Source organism: Streptomyces sp. NPDC051578, assembly GCF_044454045.1.
Classification (GTDB): domain Bacteria; phylum Actinomycetota; class Actinomycetes; order Streptomycetales; family Streptomycetaceae; genus Streptomyces.
Genome location: NZ_JBITDH010000004.1, coordinates 433,525 through 447,862, shown reverse-complemented (window position 1 = coordinate 447,862; position 14,338 = coordinate 433,525). Strand labels below are relative to the sequence as shown.

The 14,338-nt window shown below is 72.7% G+C and carries 10 protein-coding genes; 1 reads left to right on the top strand and 9 read right to left on the bottom strand.

The window, feature by feature from the left end; translation table 11 throughout:
- Window positions 1–254: 254 nt before the first annotated feature.
- From topA to bldG, 6 genes are all read right to left on the bottom strand, one after another.
- Window positions 255–3,077 carry a type I DNA topoisomerase gene (gene topA, locus ACIA6C_RS21180; RefSeq protein ID WP_361130130.1) on the bottom strand — a complete coding sequence of 941 codons (2,823 nt, stop codon included), beginning with the start codon at window positions 3,075–3,077 and terminating at the stop codon, window positions 255–257.
- Between the two features lie 408 nt (window positions 3,078–3,485).
- Entirely contained in the window at window positions 3,486–5,015 is a 1,530-nt protein-coding gene (locus ACIA6C_RS21175; RefSeq protein ID WP_399277869.1) for a methyltransferase, read from the bottom strand.
- A 306-nt stretch (window positions 5,016–5,321) separates the two neighbouring features.
- Window positions 5,322–5,879 carry a small secreted protein gene (locus ACIA6C_RS21170; RefSeq protein ID WP_361130136.1) on the bottom strand — a complete coding sequence of 186 codons (558 nt, stop codon included), beginning with the start codon at window positions 5,877–5,879 and terminating at the stop codon, window positions 5,322–5,324.
- Between the two features lie 198 nt (window positions 5,880–6,077).
- The gene (locus ACIA6C_RS21165; protein ID WP_361130139.1) at window positions 6,078–8,483 is read right to left on the bottom strand and encodes a sodium-translocating pyrophosphatase; all 2,406 of its coding nucleotides are present in this window, start codon (window positions 8,481–8,483) and stop codon (window positions 6,078–6,080) included.
- Window positions 8,484–9,182: 699 nt separating this feature from the next.
- Window positions 9,183–9,623 (bottom strand): ATP-binding protein, encoded by a 441-nt coding sequence (locus tag ACIA6C_RS21160; protein WP_366079696.1) that lies wholly within the window; start codon window positions 9,621–9,623, stop codon window positions 9,183–9,185.
- Window positions 9,624–9,795: 172 nt separating this feature from the next.
- A complete protein-coding gene (gene bldG / locus ACIA6C_RS21155; protein ID WP_030028781.1) occupies window positions 9,796–10,137 on the bottom strand; it encodes an anti-sigma factor antagonist BldG in 342 nt (113 codons plus the stop codon).
- An 81-nt stretch (window positions 10,138–10,218) separates the two neighbouring features.
- On the opposite strand from bldG, the gene ACIA6C_RS21150 reads away from it, so the two are divergent.
- Window positions 10,219–12,672: a DEAD/DEAH box helicase gene (locus ACIA6C_RS21150; RefSeq protein WP_399277866.1), complete on the top strand. Its 2,454-nt coding sequence runs from the start codon at window positions 10,219–10,221 to the stop codon at window positions 12,670–12,672.
- A 721-nt stretch (window positions 12,673–13,393) separates the two neighbouring features.
- Here the strand turns inward: ACIA6C_RS21150 and ACIA6C_RS21145 are convergent.
- Genes ACIA6C_RS21145 through ACIA6C_RS21135 form a run of 3 tightly spaced genes read right to left on the bottom strand, consistent with a single transcriptional unit; the run spans window position 13,394 to window position 14,299 of the window.
- Entirely contained in the window at window positions 13,394–13,741 is a 348-nt protein-coding gene (locus ACIA6C_RS21145) for an Rv3654c family TadE-like protein (RefSeq protein ID WP_399277864.1), read from the bottom strand.
- The gene (locus ACIA6C_RS21140; protein WP_399277862.1) at window positions 13,738–14,115 is read right to left on the bottom strand and encodes a TadE family type IV pilus minor pilin; all 378 of its coding nucleotides are present in this window, start codon (window positions 14,113–14,115) and stop codon (window positions 13,738–13,740) included. The genes ACIA6C_RS21145 and ACIA6C_RS21140 overlap by 4 nt, the downstream gene beginning before the upstream one ends.
- On the bottom strand, window positions 14,102–14,299 hold the full coding sequence (locus ACIA6C_RS21135) for a DUF4244 domain-containing protein (protein WP_399277860.1): 198 nt from the start codon (window positions 14,297–14,299) through the stop codon (window positions 14,102–14,104). Before ACIA6C_RS21135 ends, ACIA6C_RS21140 begins: the two co-directional genes overlap by 14 nt.
- Window positions 14,300–14,338 lie beyond the last annotated feature (39 nt).

Here is a 14,338-nt window from a genome sequence, read left to right as displayed (position 1 = left end):
CCGCCCGGACCCGCGCCTCAAACGCCGGCGGGGCTGGAAAACCGGCCCCGCCCGAACCCGCGCCCGAGGTGGCGGGGCTGGAAAACCGGCCCCGCCCGGACCCGCGCCCGAGGTGGCGGGGCTGGAAAACCGGCCCCGCCCGGACCCGCGGCTCAAACGCCGGCGGGGCTGGAGAAGTCCCGGGCGTCGGCGGGGGTGGAGAACCGGCCCCGCCCGAGTCCGCGCCCAAGCCGGCGGGGCCGGAGAAGCGGAGGCTAGTCGTCCGACGTCGGGGCGGATGCCGCCGTCTTCTTGGCCGCGGGGGCCTTCTTCGCCACCGTCTTCTTCGCGACGGCCTTCTTGGCCGTCGTCGTCTTCTTCGCCGCAGCGGTCTTCGTCGCCGTGGCCTTCTTGGCGGTGGCCTTCTTCGCCGGAGCCTTCTTCGCCGTCTTCTTCGCCGGCCCCTTCGCCCGCTTCTCCGCGAGCAGCTCGTAGCCCCGCTCCGGCGTGATCGTCTCGACGTCGTCGTCCCGCCGCAGCGTCGCGTTCGTCTCGCCGTCCGTCACGTACGGCCCGAACCGGCCGTCCTTGACGACCACCGGCTTCTCACTGACCGGGTCGGTGCCCAGCTCCTTGAGCGGCGGCTTGGCCGCGGCCCGCCCCCGCTGCTTCGGCTGCGCGTAGATCGCGAGCGCTTCGTCCAGCGTGATCGAGAACAGCTGGTCCTCGGTCTCCAGCGACCGCGAGTCCGTGCCCTTCTTGAGGTACGGGCCGTAGCGGCCGTTCTGCGCCGTGATCTCCACGCCCTCGGCGTCGACGCCCACCACCCGCGGCAGGGACATCAGCTTGAGCGCGTCGTCCAGCGTCACCGTGTCCAGGGACATCGACTTGAACAGCGAGGCCGTCCGCGGCTTCACCGCGTTCTTGCCCGTCTTCGGCGTGCCCTCGGGCAGGATCTCCGTCACGTACGGCCCGTAGCGACCGTCCTTCGCGACGATCTGGTTCCCGCTCACCGGGTCGGCGCCCAGCTCGAACTCTCCGCTCGGCTTCGCGAAGAGTTCCTCCGCGTACTCCGTCGTCAGCTCGTCGGGCGCGAGGTCGTCGGGGACGTCCGCCCGCTGGTGGCCCTCGGCGTCCTTTTCACCGCGCTCCACGTACGGCCCGTAACGGCCGACGCGCAGCACGATCCCGTCGCCGACGGGGAACGAGGAGATCTCGCGGGCGTCGATCGCGCCCAGGTCGGTGACGAGCTCCTTGAGACCGCCGAGGTGGTCGCCGTCGGCCGGTACGACCTCCGACGCGTCCTCCGCACCGAAGTAGAAGCGCTTGAGCCACGGCACGGACTGTGCCTCGCCCCGCGCGATGCGGTCGAGGTCGTCCTCCATCTTCGCGGTGAAGTCGTAGTCGACGAGCCGCCCGAAGTGCGTCTCCAGCAGGTTGACGACGGCGAACGACAGGAAGGACGGCACCAGGGCCGTGCCCTTCTTGAAGACGTAGCCGCGGTCCAGGATCGTGCCGATGATCGACGCGTACGTCGACGGGCGGCCGATCTCCCGCTCCTCCAGCTCCTTGACCAGCGAGGCCTCGGTGTAGCGGGCCGGCGGCTTGGTCGAGTGGCCGTCCGCCGTGATCTCCTCGGCCGACAGCGCGTCGCCCTCGGCGACCTGCGGCAGCCGCTTCTCGCGGTCGTCCAGCTCGGCGTTCGGGTCGTCCGCGCCCTCGACGTACGCCTTCATGAAGCCGTGGAAGGTGATCGTCTTGCCGGAGGCGCTGAACTCGGCGTCGCGGCCGTCCGAGGCCCGCCCGCCGATCTTCACGGTCACGGAGTTCCCGACCGCGTCCTTCATCTGGGAGGCGACGGTCCGCTTCCAGATCAGCTCGTACAGGCGGAACTGGTCGCCGGTCAGACCCGTCTCGGCGGGCGTGCGGAAACGATCACCCGAAGGCCGGATCGCCTCGTGCGCCTCCTGGGCGTTCTTGACCTTGCCCGCGTAGACGCGCGGCTTCTCCGGCAGGTAGTCGGCCCCGTACAGCTGCGTGACCTGCGCCCGCGCCGCCGACACCGCGGTGTCGGAGAGCGTGGTGGAGTCCGTACGCATGTAGGTGATGAAGCCGTTCTCGTACAGCTTCTGGGCCACCTGCATCGTCGCCTTCGCACCGAAGCCGAGCTTGCGCGAGGCCTCCTGCTGGAGCGTCGTCGTGCGGAACGGGGCGTACGGGGAGCGGCGGTAGGGCTTGGACTCGACCGACCGGACGGCGAACGACGTCTGCTCCAGCGCGGCGGCCAGGGCCCGGGCGTTCGCCTCGTCGAGGTGCAGGACCTCGCTCTTGAGCTGCCCGTTCGAACCGAAGTCGCGACCCTGGGCGATGCGCTTGCCGTCGACCGTGTTCAGGCGGGCGACCAGCGTGGACGGGTCCGACGGGTCACCGGCGCGTCCGGTGCCGAAGGTGCCGGTCAGGTCCCAGTACTCGGCGGAACGGAAGGCGATGCGTTCGCGTTCCCGCTCGACGACGAGGCGGGTGGCCACCGACTGGACGCGGCCCGCCGACAGCTTCGGCATGACCTTCTTCCACAGGACCGGCGAGACCTCGTAGCCGTAGAGGCGGTCGAGGATGCGGCGGGTCTCCTGCGCGTCGACCATGCGCTGGTTCAGCTCGCGCGGGTTGGCGACGGCGTCGCGGATGGCGTCCTTGGTGATCTCGTGGAAGACCATCCGGTGGACGGGGACCTTGGGCTTGAGGACTTCCTGGAGGTGCCACGCGATGGCTTCGCCCTCGCGGTCCTCATCGGTGGCGAGGAAGAGCTCGTCGGACTCGGCCAGCAGCTCCTTGAGCTTCCTGACCTGAGCCTTCTTGTCCGCATTCACCACATAGATCGGCTGGAAATCGTGCTCGACGTCGACGCCGAGACGACGGACCTCGCCGGTGTACTTGTCGGGAACCTCGGCCGCGCCGCTGGGGAGGTCGCGGATGTGCCCGACGCTCGCCTCGACGACGTATCCCGGGCCGAGGTAGCCCTTGATCGTCTTCGCCTTGGCAGGGGACTCGACGATGACGAGTCGGCGGCCGCCCTCTGCGGTCTCGCTAGTCGGGGACAACTTGGCTCTTCTCTCCGGTCGGCACTCGGTCGCGGTACGGCGACGCTGCGGAGTGTGACGGTACAACCCGCCCCCGTGTCAAACGGGACAAGCCCGCAACGGCCACTCGAACGGTAACCCGACAAGTGCCACTTCTGCCGCCCGGATACCGCGCCGGACCCTCGGCGATCACCGGGCCGGGTGGCCGGGGGGCCGTCTGGCCCCGCTCCGGAACCGGGGCCCGGAGGCCGCCCGGCACCGCTCCGGAAGCCGGGCCGGACCCCGGCCCCACGGGGCTCCCGCCCTGCCCGGCGGGACGTCCGCGATGGTGCTGCGCGGCGCCCCCCCCGAGGACGGGGCGCCGGCCGGGGAACACCGGCGCAGGGCGGGCGCGCGAGCACCCGCCGCCGTCCGGGCCGCGTCCGCCGGCTACCGCCCGGGGGCGGTGACGGGCTCCAGGAAACCCTGCTCCACCAGCATCCGGATCGCCTCCGGAGTACGGTCGCGCAGGACGACCGGGTCCTCCTGCATCAGCTGCGCGATCGCGTCCAGGATGCGCCCGGCGCTGAGTGAGCCGTCACACACTCCGGCGAAGCCCGCGCCGACCGTGTCCACCTTGGTCGCCCTCCGCATCCCGCGGTTCTGCCGCAGCACCACGTGCTCCGGATCCTCCGCCCCGGGCGCGCCGACCTGCTCCTGGACGACCTCCTCGGCCAGCGCGAAGTACCCCGCCAGCAGAGCGGCGTCATCGTGCTCGCGCAGGAAGTCCTGGCGGGCGAAGTGGGCCAGGACCGTCTCGCCGAGCGGCTGCTCCACCGAGTGCGGCCACTCCTCCACCACGATCGAGGGCTCGGCCGCGTCCGTGCGGCGCAGGGTGATCCAGCCGAAGCCGACCGCCTTGGTCTTGCGGGCCTCGAACTCGTCCAGCCAGTCCTCGTACCGCCGCGCGTACTCGGCGGGGTCGGCGCGGTGGTCGCCGGCGTCGCGCAGCCACAGCTCGGCGTACTGCGTCACGTCCTGCACGTCCCGCTGCACGATCCACGCGTCGCAGCCGCGCGGCACCCAGGAGCGGAGCCGGTCGCGCCAGTCCTCGCCCTCCACGTGCTGCCAGTTCCCGAGGAACTGCGCGAACCCGCCCGGGTTGAGCCGGGCGCCGGCCTCCTGGACCAGGGTCCGGCACAGGTCGTCGCCGCCCATCCCGCCGTCCCGGTACGTCAGCCGCGCGCCCGGGGAGATGACGAACGGGGGGTTCGACACGATCAGGTCGAACGTGGCGTCCCCGACCGGCTCGAAGAGCGACCCGGCGAGCAGCTCGGCCGCCGGGGCGCCGGAGAGCGCCAGCGTCAGCCGGGTGAATTCCAGCGCCCTGGGGTTGACGTCGGTGGCGGTGACCCGCGTCGCGTGCTGGGCGGCGTGCAGCGCCTGGATCCCCGATCCCGTGCCCAGGTCCAGGGCGGAGCCGACGGGAATGCGGACGGTGATCCCGGCCAGCGTGGTGGACGCGCCGCCCACGCCGAGCACCACGCCCTCCTCCCGGCTGCCGATCCCGCCCGCGCCGCCCACGGCGCAGCCCAGGTCGGAGACGATGAACCAGTCCTCCCCGTCGGGCCCGCCGTAGGGGCGCACGTCGACGGTGGCCCGCACCGCGCCCTCGCCGCCGGCGGCCTCCTCACGCCGCAGCCAGCCGTCGGCGAGCGCCGCCTCGACGGGCAGCGCCGCCGCGGCCCGCGCCTCGGGCACCGGCTGCTGGAGCAGGAAGAGCCGGACCAGCGTGGCGAGCGGGGCGTCTGCGTGGTCGCGGGTGGCGCGCAGGGCCGGAACCGTCTCGCTGCGGGCCAGCGCGGCGTAGGCGGGGGCGCCGAGCAGGTCGAGCAGCCCGTCGGCGGTGAAGCCGGCGGCCAGGAGGGCGGTGCGGAGCTCGGCGGCGCGGTTGGGCGAAGGGAGGCTGGTGGTACTCACCCGCCCATTGTGGCTGCTGACTCCGACAATGCGTGTGCCGCGCGGCCGTTCAAAGGGGCGGGGGCGCGGCGGGCGGGGGGGTGCGGGGAGGGGCCGGTCCGGGCCGGGCCGGGCGGCGCGGGGGCGACCCCGGCCCGGGCGCGTTCTGCCACCGGTCGTCGGCCGGCGGCAGTGGGCCGGGACGGGCGGCGGGGGGCAAGAGGGTGGCCGGGGGCCGCATCCGGCCCCGCCCGGCCGTGGCGACGTACGACGATCACACCGGGACCGGCCTCCACCGCACCGGCCCCGCCCCGCGGGCGCCGGCCGCTACTTCGCCGACGTCTGGACCTGGCAGCCCTTCTGGCCGTTCATCGCCTTGTCCAGGCCGCCCGACTTCAACCCGTTCAGCGCGTCCTTGCCGCCCTGCGTCGCGGTCTCCAGACCACCGGCGACCTCGTTGAGGCCCGCGGCGAACTTCGTCTGGTCCTTGACGTCGAGGGCGTCCATCTTGACCTTCAGATCGGCGTAGCCCTTCGACGTCGACTCGAAGCCCTTCACCGCCGCGTTCTGCGTCGCCTCGCCGTTCTTCACGGGCGGAACCCCCGCGCTCGACACGGCGTTCCCCATCGACTTGTACGCGTCCGACATGACCTGGAAGGCCGCGGAGTCGGTCTTCTGGACCTCCTCCGGCTTGCTGCTCTCCGTGGCCACCCGCTTGATGTCGACGTTGGCGACCTCGATCTTCTTGAGTTCGGGCTGCCAGGCGTCACAGACCTTCTTGGCCCATGCGTCGGCCTTCTTGTCGCCGTCGTCCCCGCCGCACCCGGACAGCACGAGCATCAGTACCGCACCGCCGGACACCGCGGCCGCAAACTTCTTGTTCACCGGATTGGTCCCTTCGAAGGCTCTCGGCCCGGAAGATACACGCCAGCCATCGGGTGACATGCAAAGGCGGACGGACGGCGCGTCAGTCCGCGCCGCCCGTCCGCCGTTCGGGCGTACCTTCGAGCCGGTCCGCCCGGGGGCCCGGGAAAGGCCCCGAGAGGCCCGCTCAGAGCCCCGCACGGACCCGCTGAGGGCCCGTCAGGAGACCGTCGCCGCGTCGGCGGACGGCGTGGCCACCCGCTCCGCCGCGCCGCTGTCGGTGTCGTCGCCGACCGCGATGCCGCGCCGCTTCGAGATGTACACCGCGGCGACGATGACGACGATGGCCAGGGCCGCGACGATCGCCCGCACCGTCGCGCTGGTGTCCGCGCCGAAGCTGAACTGCACGACCGCCGGGGCGATCAGCAGCGCCACCAGGTTCATGACCTTGAGCAGCGGGTTGATGGCCGGGCCCGCGGTGTCCTTGAACGGGTCGCCGACGGTGTCGCCGATCACGGTCGCGGCGTGGGCCTCACTGCCCTTGCCGCCGTGGTGGCCGTCCTCGACCAGCTTCTTCGCGTTGTCCCACGCACCACCGGAGTTGGCGAGGAAGACGGCCATCAGCGTGCCCGTGCCGATGGCGCCCGCGAGGAACGAGCCGAGCGCGCCGACGCCGAGCGAGAACCCGACCGCGATCGGCGTGAGGACCGCGAGCAGGCCGGGCGTGGCGAGTTCGCGCAGCGCGTCCTTGGTGCAGATGTCGACGACGCGCCCGTACTCGGGCTTCTCCGAGTAGTCCATGATCCCGGGGTGCTCGCGGAACTGCCGGCGCACCTCGTAGACGACGGCGCCCGCGGAACGGGAGACGGCGTTGATGGCCAGGCCCGAGAACAGGAACACGACGGCCGCGCCGAGGATCAGACCGACCAGGTTGTTGGGCTGGGCGATGTCGAGGCTGAGGTTCATCTCCCCGGCCTTGGCGCCGACCTCCTTCACGGCGGTCGCGATCGCGTCGTTGTACGAACCGAACAGCGCGGACGCCGCGAGGACCGCCGTCGCGATGGCGATGCCCTTGGTGATGGCCTTCGTCGTGTTGCCGACGGCGTCCAGGTCGGTGAGCACCTGCGCACCCGCGCCCTGCACGTCGCCCGACATCTCGGCGATGCCCTGGGCGTTGTCGGAGACCGGCCCGAAGGTGTCCATGGCGACGATGACGCCGACCGTGGTCAGCAGGCCGGTGCCGGCCAGGGCCACCGCGAAGAGCGCCAGCGTGATCGACGCGCCGCCGAGCAGGAACGCCCCGTAGACGCCGAGGCCGATGAGCAGCGCGGTGTAGACGGCGGATTCCAGGCCAACCGAGATGCCGGCGAGGACGACGGTGGCCGCGCCGGTCAGGGATGACTTGCCGATGTCCCGGACGGGACGCCGGTTGGTCTCGGTGAAGTAGCCGGTCAGCTGCTGGATCAGGGCGGCGAGCACGATGCCGATGGCGACGGCGACGACCGCCAGGATGCGCGGGTCACCGCTGTGGTTGGTGATCGCGGCGTTCTCGACTCCGATGAGCTCCTTGTAGGTCGCCGGCAGGTACGCGTAGACGGCGACCGCGACGAGCACCAGCGAGATCACCGCGGAGATGAAGAACCCGCGGTTGATCGCGGTCATCCCGCTGCGGTCGGAACGGCGCGGGGAGACCGCGAAGATTCCGATCATGGCGGTGATGACGCCGATGGCGGGGACGATCAGCGGGAAGGCCAGGCCCAGGTCGCCGAAGGCGGCCTTGCCGAGGATCAGGGCGGCCACGAGGGTGACGGCGTACGACTCGAAGAGGTCGGCCGCCATCCCGGCGCAGTCGCCGACGTTGTCGCCCACATTGTCGGCGATGGTCGCGGCATTCCGCGGGTCGTCCTCCGGAATGCCCTGCTCGACCTTGCCGACCAGGTCGGCGCCCACGTCGGCGGCCTTGGTGAAGATGCCGCCGCCCACGCGCATGAACATCGCGATGAGGGCCGCGCCGAGGCCGAAGCCCTCCAGGACCTTGGGCGCGTCGGCCGCGTAGACGAGCACGACGCAGGACGCGCCGAGCAGGCCGAGGCCGACGGTGAACATGCCGACCACGCCGCCGGTGCGGAAGGCGATCCTCATCGCCTTGTGGGCGACCTCGGTGAGGTCCTTGGCGGGGCCGCCTTCGACGGGGGTCGCCTCGCGCGCCGCGGCGGCCACGCGGACGTTCGCGCGGACGGCCAGGCGCATGCCGATGTAACCGGTGGCGGCCGAGAAGAGGGCGCCGACGAGGAAGAAGGCGGACCGGCCGGCCCGCTGGGACCAGTCGTCGGCGGGGAGCAGGAAGAGCAGGAAGAAAACGACGACGGCGAAGACGCCGAGCGTGCGCAGCTGCCGGCCGAGGTAGGCGTTGGCGCCTTCCTGAACGGCGGCGGCGATCTTCTTCATGCTGTCGGTGCCCTCGTCGGCGGCGAGCACCTGGCGGACCAGGATCTGCGCGACGACGAGTGCGGCGAGTGCGACCGCGGCGATCACCATGACGATGAGGCGATTGTCATCGGTGAGCACTGCGGCTGCCAGATCGGAGTTGCCGACCGGCGCGTTGGGGGTGAAGAGCCCCGTCATTCGTCCTCCTTGACGTGATGAGCTCAAGATGTGGACGGATTGTAGGGAGCGCGACCTGATCAAAACAGTGGGCGGGAAACGGAATTGGCCTGCTCTTGCTCCCCAGCAATAGATCCCGTCACTCCATTACCCTCGAAAGTAGTAATGGGGCAAAGGCATTGACGATTGATCATTGAGCCGGATATTCATGGCGGCGTCTTCCGGAAAACGGAAAAGGCCCTGCTCAGCAGGGCCTTGATAAAGATCAGAAGATACGATGGCACGCGCGCCCGGCACCACCCCGGCGGCCCGGTACCCCCTGCCCCGGAGCCCAACCCCCGACCGCACCACCCCACCACCCGGCCCCCCGGCGAGGCCGAGACCCGCGCCACCCCGGATGCCCCGACCCGGGGGAGGCGGGGTCCGCGCACCTGACCGCCGCGGGGCGGGGGCAGCTCGGGGGGCGGGGGCGGCCCGAGGGCGGGTCCGGCGCGGGGGCGCGGCGCGGCGCAGGGGCACGGCGCGGCGGAAACGGCGCGACGAGGCGGCGGGGCGCCGGGGCGCCGTCGGCGGGACTGCGGGCAGGACGCGGCTTCGAGCAGGACGCGACGACGGCCGGGGCGCACCTACGACGGGGACGCCGCTACAGAAGGGACGCCACCACGCCGGCACCCCCTGACGGCAGGGCCTCCTACGGCAGAGCCCACGACCGCAGACCCATTACGGCAGCGCCTCGACCCGCGCGACCGGCCAGGTCATCCGGATGGTCCCGCCCGCTTCGCCGCTGGTCACCTCGACGTCGTCGACGAGCCCACTGATGACGGCCAGGCCCATCTCGTCCTCGCCCTCGATGTCGGGGTCCAGGACGGCTTCGATCCCGGGCACGGCCTCCGCCGGACCGCCGGCCGGCCCGGGCACCTCGTCGCCGACCTCGATGGAGAACTGCTTCTCCTCCTCGGTCAGCACGACCCGGACGGGCGCGGTGAGCCCGTTGCTGCGGTGCAGCCCGACGGCACGCGAGCAGGCCTCGCCCACGGCGAGGCGGACCTCGTCGAGGACTGCTTCCTCCACGCCGGCCCTGCGCGCCACGGCTGCGGCGACCAAACGGGCCGTCCGGACGTGTTCGGGCTGGGCGCTGAAGCGGAGTTCAACGGTGGCCATGCGCGTCCCCCTCGGACTACGGGGCGCCTCGACTGCGGGCGCCACGAACTACGGGCGCGGGCTCAGGCCCCGAGCGGGTGCTCGGGCGTGCCTTACAGGGGCCCGGACCGCCCATGGCCCGGTACCCCCGCCCGTCGTCGGCTCCTTGACGGCTGGTCGCCGTCAGGGAACGTCAGTCGGTGGCGTTGACGGCGTCGTCCACAGTGGTGTGGATCGGGAACACCTTCGTCAGACCGGTGATACGGAAGATCTTGAGGATGCGCTCCTGGTTGCAGACCAGACGCAGCGAGCCCTCGTGCGCGCGAACGCGCTTGAGGCCTCCCACGAGCACACCGAGGCCGGTGGAGTCGAGGAAGTCCACTCGCTCCATGTCGACAACCAAGTGGTAGCTGCCGTCGTTCACCAACTCCACCAACTGCTCGCGCAGCTTGGGCGCGGTATACACATCAATCTCGCCACCGACCTCTACGACCGTGCGGTCGCCGACAGTGCGAGTCGACAGGGACAGGTCCACGGATCCTCCAGCACCTTGCTATCGAGCGGCGCCCCCCAGGGGCCTCCCTACCCGAAGGTAGAGGAGGGATTGGCTGCCGCGATGGCATTCAATCACTTACCGGCAGGCGCGCACGACGCCTTGGGACCATTGTCCCGCACGCCAGTGACACACTCGGTTCCAATGGCCAACACTCACGGTCCCGGTCGGCCCACGGCACACGCGGACACACGACCCACCCCCGGCACGGTCCTGGACCGGCTGGCAGCGGGGCCTTCCCGGGCTGCGCGCATCACCCATACGGAGCACCTGCCCCCTCGGGCGGGTCGTCATGCGGTCTGGCCGGACCGTATTCGATCAGATGTCGTAGCGGCCATCGCGGCCGCAGGGATCGACCATCCGTGGGCCCACCAGGCCGAAGCCGCCGAGCACGCCCTGGACGGCACCTCCGTGGTCGTCGCCACCGGCACCGCCTCCGGCAAGTCGCTGGCGTACCTGGCGCCCGTCCTGTCCGCCCTCGCGGACGGCGCGCAGGCGCCCAACGGGCGCGGGGCGACCGCCCTCTACCTCTCCCCGACCAAGGCCCTGGCGGCCGACCAGCGGCGGGCCGTCCGGGAGCTGGCCGCGCCGCTGGGCAACGCGATCCGGCCCGCGGTCTACGACGGGGACACGCCGGTCGAGGAACGCGAATGGGTCCGCCAGTACGCGAACTACGTGCTCACCAACCCCGACATGCTCCACCGGGGCATCCTTCCCGGCCACCCGCGCTGGTCCTCGTTCCTCAAGGCGCTGCGCTACGTCGTGATCGACGAGTGCCACACCTACCGGGGGGTCTTCGGGTCGCATGTGGCGCAGGTGCTGCGACGGCTGCGGCGGCTGTGTGCGCGCTACGGCTCCGAGCCCGTCTTCCTGCTGGCCTCCGCCACCGCCAGCGATCCGGCGGCAGCGGCGTCCAGGCTGACGGGGCTGGCGGTCACCGAGGTCGTCGACGACGCCTCGCCGCGCGGCGAGGTGGTCTTCGCCCTGTGGGAACCACCACTGACCGACCTCAAGGGGGAGAAGGGCGCCCCCGTCCGCCGCACCGCCACCGCCGAGACCGCCGACCTGCTGACCGACCTGGTGGTACAAGGCGTCCGTACGGTCGCCTTCGTGCGCTCCCGGCGCGGCGCCGAGCTGATCTCGGTGATCGCCCAGGAACGGCTGGCGGCGGTGGACCGTTCGCTGCCCGGGCGTGTCGCCGCGTACCGGGGCGGATACCTGCCCGAGGAGCGGCGCGCCCTGGAGCGGGCCCTGCACTCCGGGGAACTGCTCGGACTGGCCGCGACCACCGCGCTGGAGCTGGGCGTCGACGTGTCCGGCCTGGACGCCGTCCTGATCACCGGCTACCCCGGCACCCGGGCCTCCCTGTGGCAGCAGGCGGGGCGGGCCGGACGCTCGGGGCAGGGGGCCCTGGCCGTCCTGGTGGCCCGGGACGACCCGCTGGACACCTACCTGGTCCACCACCCCGAGGCGCTGTTCCGCAGGCCCGTGGAGGCCACCGTCCTGGACCCCGACAACCCGTACGTCCTGGCCCCCCACCTGTGCGCGGCCGCCGCGGAGCTCCCGCTGACGGATGCCGACCTGACCCTGTTCGGACCGACGGCCGGGGAGCTGCTCCCCCAGCTGGAGGCGGCGAAACTGCTCCGGCGCCGGGCCACGGCCTGGCACTGGACCCGGCGGGAGCGGGCCGCGGACCTGACCGACATCAGGGGCGGCGGCGGGCGCCCCGTGCAGATCGTGGAGGCCGCCACGGGGCGGCTGCTCGGCACGGTCGACGAGTCGGCCTCCCACACCGCCGTCCACGACGGGGCCGTCCACCTCCACCAGGGCCGCACCTACCTGGTGAAGCACCTGGACCTGGAGGACTCGGTGGCCCTGGTGGAGGAGGCCAGCCCGCCGTTCTCGACGACCGCCCGGGACACCACCTCCATCTCGGTGCTGGAGACCGAGCACGAGATCCCCTGGGGGCCGGCGCGGCTCTGCTTCGGCTCGGTCGAGGTGACCAACCAGGTCGTCTCCTACCTGCGGCGCAGACTGCTCTCCGGTGAGGTGCTCGGGGAGGCCAAGCTGGACCTGCCGCCGCGCACGCTGCGCACCCGGGCCGTGTGGTGGACGGTCACCGAGGACCAGCTGGACGAGGCCCGGATCACCCCGGAGATCCTCGGCGGCGCCCTGCACGCCGCTGAGCACGCCTCCATCGGGCTGCTCCCGCTGTTCGCCACGTGCGACCGCTGGGACATCGGCGGAGTCTCCGTCCCGCTGCACCCGGACACCCTGCTTCCGACGGTGTTCGTCTACGACGGCCACCCCGGCGGCGCCGGCTTCGCGGAACGGGCCTTCCACACGGCCCGCGCCTGGCTGACGGCGACCCGCGACGCCATCGCCGCCTGCGAATGCGCCGCCGGCTGCCCCTCCTGCATCCAGTCCCCCAAGTGCGGCAACGGCAACGACCCCCTCCACAAACGCGGCGCGATCCGCCTCCTCACCCGCCTCCTCGCCCAAGCCCCACCCCCCTGACCCCACCACCGGGGCAGCCGGCAGCACCGCTCCCCCGGCCCGCCGCCCGGGACGGCCTGACTCCGCGACCGGAGCAGAACCCAGCACGCCACTGCCTGCCGACCCGCGCCCGGCCGGCGTACGACTGCGGACCGGAGCCCGGCCCCGGCCCCGGGGCGACTGGCTCCGCGGCCGGAGCAGACTCCCCGCGCGACGGCCTGCCGACACGAACCCGCCCGGGGTGCGGCCGCCGACCGGAGCCCGACCCCAGCCCCAGCCCTGGCCCTGGCCCTGGCCCTGGCCCTGGCCCTGGCCCAGGGTGACGGGATCCCCGGCAGGAGCAGCGCACGAGCCCCCGCCTCGCGGCCTGCCGACCCGAGCCCGGCCGGGTACGACCGCGTACCTGAACCCCGGCCCCAGCCCCGGCCCAGGGCGACAAGATTCGGGGCCGGAGCAGAACCCAGCACGCCACGGCCTACCGACCCGAGCCCGCCCGGGGTAAGGCCGCTGACCGGAGTCCGGCCCCAACCCTGGCCGGGGTGCGGCCCCGAACCTGAGGCCGGCCCCGGACGGTCGGGCGGCGACACGAGCGGGCTCGGCACGCCACGGCCCGGTGTGGCCCGCGGACAGCCGGGTCCACAGCAGGCGGCCCTGCACACCGCAGCCCCACATGGCCCGAGGTCCGCCGGTCCGCAGCAGACCCCGGCCCCACGCGGCCCGGGCGGGCTCGACCGGTGGCGGGTCAGGCGGCCTCCGGCGGGGGGAGGGGTGGGCCCGCGCGGGCGGTGGATGACGGGGTGAAGGGGCCCGCGGGGAAGTGGGCCGTCACGTCTGCCACCTCGCCCCGCAGGCGGCACTGCGTCAGCGCCGCCCCCTGGGCCCGGGCCACCCTGGCCGCCGTGCCGCACGCGGCCTCGGGGCCGTGCGTCCAGGCCGTCGCCGCCGCGAGGGACGCCAGATCCGCGGCGGCCGCCGCCCGGTGGCGGGCCACCACCACCTGGCCCAGCAGAAGCACGCCCCCGAACACCGCCCCCAGCACGGTCGTCACCACCGCGGCCCACACCGTCGCGGAGCCCCGGTCCCGGCTCACGGCGGCGGCCCCACGCTGTCCTCCGCCAGCGCCACGGCTTGCGCGCCCAGCCGGACCGGCAGCCCGCCAGGCCCCGGAGCGGGCGCCGACACCCGGACCCGCCACAGGTCGCCCGACCGCTCCAACCCCACGTCCGCCCCCGGCGGGGCGGCGGCCTTGGCCGCCGCCACCGCCACCTCCGCCGGTTCCGACCGGCCCGCGGCCCTCGCCCCGGCCCGCGCCGCGTCCACGCACCGGATCTGCGCGGCCGCCGCCATCAGCGCCCACACCAGCAGCGCCGCGAACAGCACCAGCGCCGGGATCACCAGGGCGGCCTCCGCCGTCACATATCCGCGGTCGCCGATTCCCCGTCGGCCGTTCTCAGAACGGCACATCGAGGGCCTTCCCGATGGTCGACTGAAGCGCCGTCGAGACCACTTCACTCGTCACCACCTTGTACAGAACAGCGGCGAATGCACACGCCGCGATCGTGCCCATGGCGTATTCGGAAGTCGACATCCCGGCATCGTGGCCACGACCGCTCAGCGCCGTCCGGATACGAATCCAGATGATCTTCATGACTGCCTCCTGTTGATTATGTTCTTGATCTGTTTTCAG